At 46.3% G+C, this 4,203-nt stretch carries 4 protein-coding genes; all 4 read left to right on the plus strand.

The window, feature by feature from the left end; genetic code table 11:
• Positions 1–626: MBL fold metallo-hydrolase (locus H6S82_RS21345; protein ID WP_191056670.1), on the plus strand; the 626-nt coding region annotated here is incomplete at its 5' end.
• 113 nt (positions 627–739) lie between these two features.
• Positions 740–1,861 (plus strand): bifunctional riboflavin kinase/FAD synthetase, encoded by a 1,122-nt coding sequence (locus H6S82_RS21350; protein ID WP_190472010.1) that lies wholly within the window; start codon positions 740–742, stop codon positions 1,859–1,861.
• 83 nt (positions 1,862–1,944) lie between these two features.
• Positions 1,945–2,853 (plus strand): MoxR family ATPase, encoded by a 909-nt coding sequence (locus H6S82_RS21355; RefSeq protein ID WP_190472012.1) that lies wholly within the window; start codon positions 1,945–1,947, stop codon positions 2,851–2,853.
• A 29-nt stretch (positions 2,854–2,882) separates the two neighbouring features.
• A complete protein-coding gene (locus H6S82_RS21360) occupies positions 2,883–3,515 on the plus strand; it encodes a diheme cytochrome c (RefSeq protein ID WP_242057056.1) in 633 nt (210 codons plus the stop codon).
• Positions 3,516–4,203: the final 688 nt, after the last annotated feature.

The following is a 4,203-nucleotide window of genomic DNA, read 5'->3' on the forward strand; positions in this document are numbered from 1 at the left end:
AGGGAAATTGCTTCCATATATATGGAGCTATGGCTCCCAACGGTGCCACCATCCAGCAGCGCCTCAACGATCAAATGCTGCACCCCAATTTTCCCGTCCCACTACAGATTATGGGGGCCCAGCTGAAATTCTACAATCTGGAAATGGGAGACAGTGTTGAACTGGGGGATGTTCGGCTGGAAACTGGTTTGTTAAATCATCCAGGGGAAGCAATGGGCTACCGCGTCAACTGGCGCGGTTATTCCGCAGCTTACATCACCGATACAGAACATTATCCAGATCGTTTGGATGAAACTGTTGTCAGGCTAGCTCACAACGCCGACGTGCTGATCTACGATGCTACGTATACAGATGAGGAGTACCATTCGCCAAAATCAAGTAAGGTAGGATGGGGACACTCTACCTGGCAGGAAGCGATTAAAGTGGCTAAGGCAGCAAATGTCAAGCAATTGGTAATCTTCCACCACGATCCCCTGCATGACGATGATTTCTTGGATATGGTAGGAGAACAGGCTGTGAAGTTATTTCCCAATACCCTGTTGGCACGAGAAGGAATAACTCTAGAGATAGTCCCACCATCGGTATCTGTCACTGAAGACCTACAGGAGGCTAAAGTAACTGCCTAATCGGTTAATTCCAGATTGCCGATCGCAGATTGTCGATGCCATTTTCCGATTTTGTTATCCTAACTCTGAAATTTGAAATTCGCCGAGAGTCTGATTTGTGTAAAATGTAAAGCGTGTGGGTTACCTCATCGCTAACAACTGCTCTAACTCCAACTGCTGTTGCCCTGGGAAACTTTGATGGCGTACATCGAGGGCATCAACAGGTGGTTAAACCCGTATTGCCAGAATCCTTAGCTGAATCCTTGGCTACTCGAAGCTTAGCGGCGTTTCCTCCCGCAGAAAGTCGTTGCCCAGAGGATAAAAGCCTTCTGGAAAATACTATTTCCGAAAGCCGCGACTCTATTCATAAATTGAGTATCAGCACAAATTTCTATGCAACCGTTGTCACCTTTAATCCCCATCCCCAAGAGTTTTTCACGGGGAAATCGCGTGCTTTGTTAACCCCTCCCGATGAAAAAGTTCTTCATCTCGCCTCCCTTGGTGTGGAACAGCTGGTGATGTTGCCTTTTGGCCGGGAAATGGCCGCGCTCAGCCCGCACGAATTTGTAGAAAACATTCTCGTACAGCAACTGAGGGCTGAGCGGGTGAGCGTAGGGCAGGATTTTTGTTTCGGATATAAGCGATCGGGTACATCAGCCGATTTGCAAGCGATCGCAGCCAAATACGATGTGGAAGTAATTATAGTGCCCATTCAAAATAGCGAAGGCGAAAGAATCAGCAGTTCGATGATCCGCCAAGCGCTCCTTTCAGGAGATATTGAGCGTGCAAATCGGTTGCTGGGGAGACCTTACACTCTCACAGGTTCAGTGGTCAAAGGTCAGCAACTGGGCAGAACTCTAGGATTTCCGACCGCTAACCTGCAATTGCCGAGCGAAAAATTAATACCCCATTTTGGTGTCTACGCCGTGCGAGTTGCGATCGAACCAGCACAAAATTTTAGCCAAGATAGCACAGAGTTTTGTGGCAAAGAAAAAAATAATTTAACTGAAAATTCATTATCTCACCTTCTGCCTGGGGTGATGAATATTGGCTGTCGGCCAACCGTGAATGGCACAAGTACAACTGTGGAAATCCACTTGTTAGACTGGTTTGGAGATTTGTATGGAAAAACTATAACGGTAAGTTTAGAAAAATTCCTGCGCCCAGAACAAAAATTTGCTTCCCTCGCAGCGCTCAAAGCGCAAATCGAAGTAGACTCGGCAACCGCTAGAGCGCTGTTTATAGGTAATGGATAATTGCAAATATTAGCTTGAAATTAAATCTAAAATCTGCAATTTAAAATTAAAAATTTACCCATTACCCATTACCGATTACCAATATGAGAAAACATATTGAAATACTCACCGCAAACCTGGGCCGTACTATTGTTGGCAAAGCTGATGCCATCCGCTTAGTATTGGTAGCCCTGCTTAGCGGTGGGCACGCCCTGCTGGAAGATGTGCCGGGAGTAGGTAAAACCTTACTGGCCAAATCGCTATCTCGCTCGATCGATGGCAAATTTCAACGCATTCAATGTACTCCCGATTTACTCCCCAGCGATATCACAGGAACCAATATCTGGAATCAAAGTAGCGGTGAATTTGAATTTCTGGCTGGGCCAGTATTCGCAAACATCCTGCTGGCAGACGAAATTAACCGCGCTACACCCCGCACCCAGTCTGCCTTGTTGGAAGTAATGGAAGAAAGGCAAGTAACTGTGGATGGGGTACCTCGTTTAGTTCCCAACCCATTTTTTGTCATTGCTACCCAAAATCCGATCGAATATCAAGGCACCTTTCCCCTGCCAGAGGCCCAGATGGATCGTTTTACCCTTTGCCTCACACTCGGCTATCCCAGCGAAGTAGAAGAACTGCAAATGCTGCAAAGGCTTCACGAAGGAGTCAACGTCGATGAACTGCAACCGTGTATTTCGACTGAGGATGTTTTGGAGTTGAGGCGTTTGTGCGGTCAAGTCAAGGTGGAAGCCGCTCTACAACATTACATCCTTAACTTAGTGCGAGCCACGCGAGAAGATGAAGAAATTACTTTGGGCGTCAGTCCTCGCGGTACAGTCGCCTTGCAGAAAGCTAGCCAAGCCCTTGCTTTTATTCTCGGTAGAGATTACGCTATTCCCGATGATGTCAAGTTTCTGGCACCCTACGTGCTTTCCCACCGCCTCATTCCCTCTGGTGGGCGGCGGGCAAAAACCATTGTGGAGCGGCTGTTAAGATCTGTATCAGTTCCTTAAAATATTAGGTGTGTTGTTGGGAGCCTTATTTGTCTGACAGTAGAGTACGAACAAAGCTTTATCGAGGCCGATCGCGCCACAAACAGAATAAGCGATCGCCGATCGTTTTGTTTTTGTTACTTTTACTGTGGAGTAGCGTAATTGCCTGGGGTTTTACTCTGTTAACGCAATATCCCGGACAAAGCCAAACCATACCTCAAGTATCCCCCGCCGTATATCCGGCATCTAGCGAAGCAATCAATATTCCCTCGCCAAATCCCCTGGCTACAGTTGACATAGTTCCGCAGCGATATCAACTCGGACAACAACTATATCTTGAAAACTGTGCTACCTGTCACATTGGCCTACCGCCAGCAGTTTTACCAACGGAAACTTGGCGAAACCTCATTCAAGATGAGGAACATTATGGCAAAAAGCTGAAGCCCCTAGTAGACCCCGAACGCTTCCTCGTGTGGGACTACTTGCGGGTTTTCTCGCGCACGCAAGCACCAGAAGAAGAACAAACCCCTTATCGAGTAGCTCAATCTCGCTATTTTAAAGCGCTCCATCCCAGAGTCAAACTACCCCAACCCGCTAATATGGGGAGTTGCGTCACCTGTCACCCTAAAGTGGAGCAATACGATTTTCGCACTCTCTCCTCAGAATGGCAAAACGCCCCGTAAGCTGCGGCATTTGGGATAGCCTTTATTGCCGCACCAAATGCCAAGACATAACAGTCAAAAGCCGCAATCGGGAACTTTTCTCTGGGCAGAAATTACGGTAACAAGTGGGTAATTCCCACCAGTCAACTGTACAGCCAAGAGCGGAATTGAGGATGATAAGATTAAAATATTCTTAAAAATCCTTTTTCCAGCCACCAGACACGGTTTGCAGTCGTGCTATTTTAGCTAACCTTCCTGACGAGAAGGCTTTTCTAGCATAAAGTCTGCTGAGCTTATTTGTGTGTATTCCGCTCTCTTCCAGATGTGTTACCAGGTAATTATTTGCTCGAAAGTCAGTTCCGGTCTGTTTCCAAATACAAATTTATCCTTCTTTTTCCGCAGTTTCATTAGTAACTGAGTAACTGGGGAAGCGATGAGAGTAATTTGGCAGCGGCGAATAGATCGGCTGATTGCACAAGCAGATCGGGTGGCAAAAGACAAGAAATGAAAATCTGGGAGCTAACTAAGAAGTTATTAATATTCCAGGTAAGTGCAAAAAATGCAAATAGCTAACAGATAGATCGTCGAGCAAATGCTACCTGCCAAGTGCGATCGCCAAATAACAGAATAAAAATGAAAAATGGCCAAAGCCTTTTCACACAGAACAACTAACAGCTAACAAATACTGCCATGTTAAAAACTTTGCTGG

The sequence above is a fragment of the Planktothrix sp. FACHB-1355 genome (assembly GCF_014748295.1).
Lineage (GTDB): Bacteria > Cyanobacteriota > Cyanobacteriia > Cyanobacteriales > Aerosakkonemataceae > Aerosakkonema > Aerosakkonema funiforme_A.

What these genes read in the sequence shown, in the direction of transcription:
- H6S82_RS21355 (WP_190472012.1), top strand. Translation starts at nt 1,945, where the DNA reads ATGAGAAAACATATTGAAATACTCACCGCAAACCTGGGCCGTACTATT.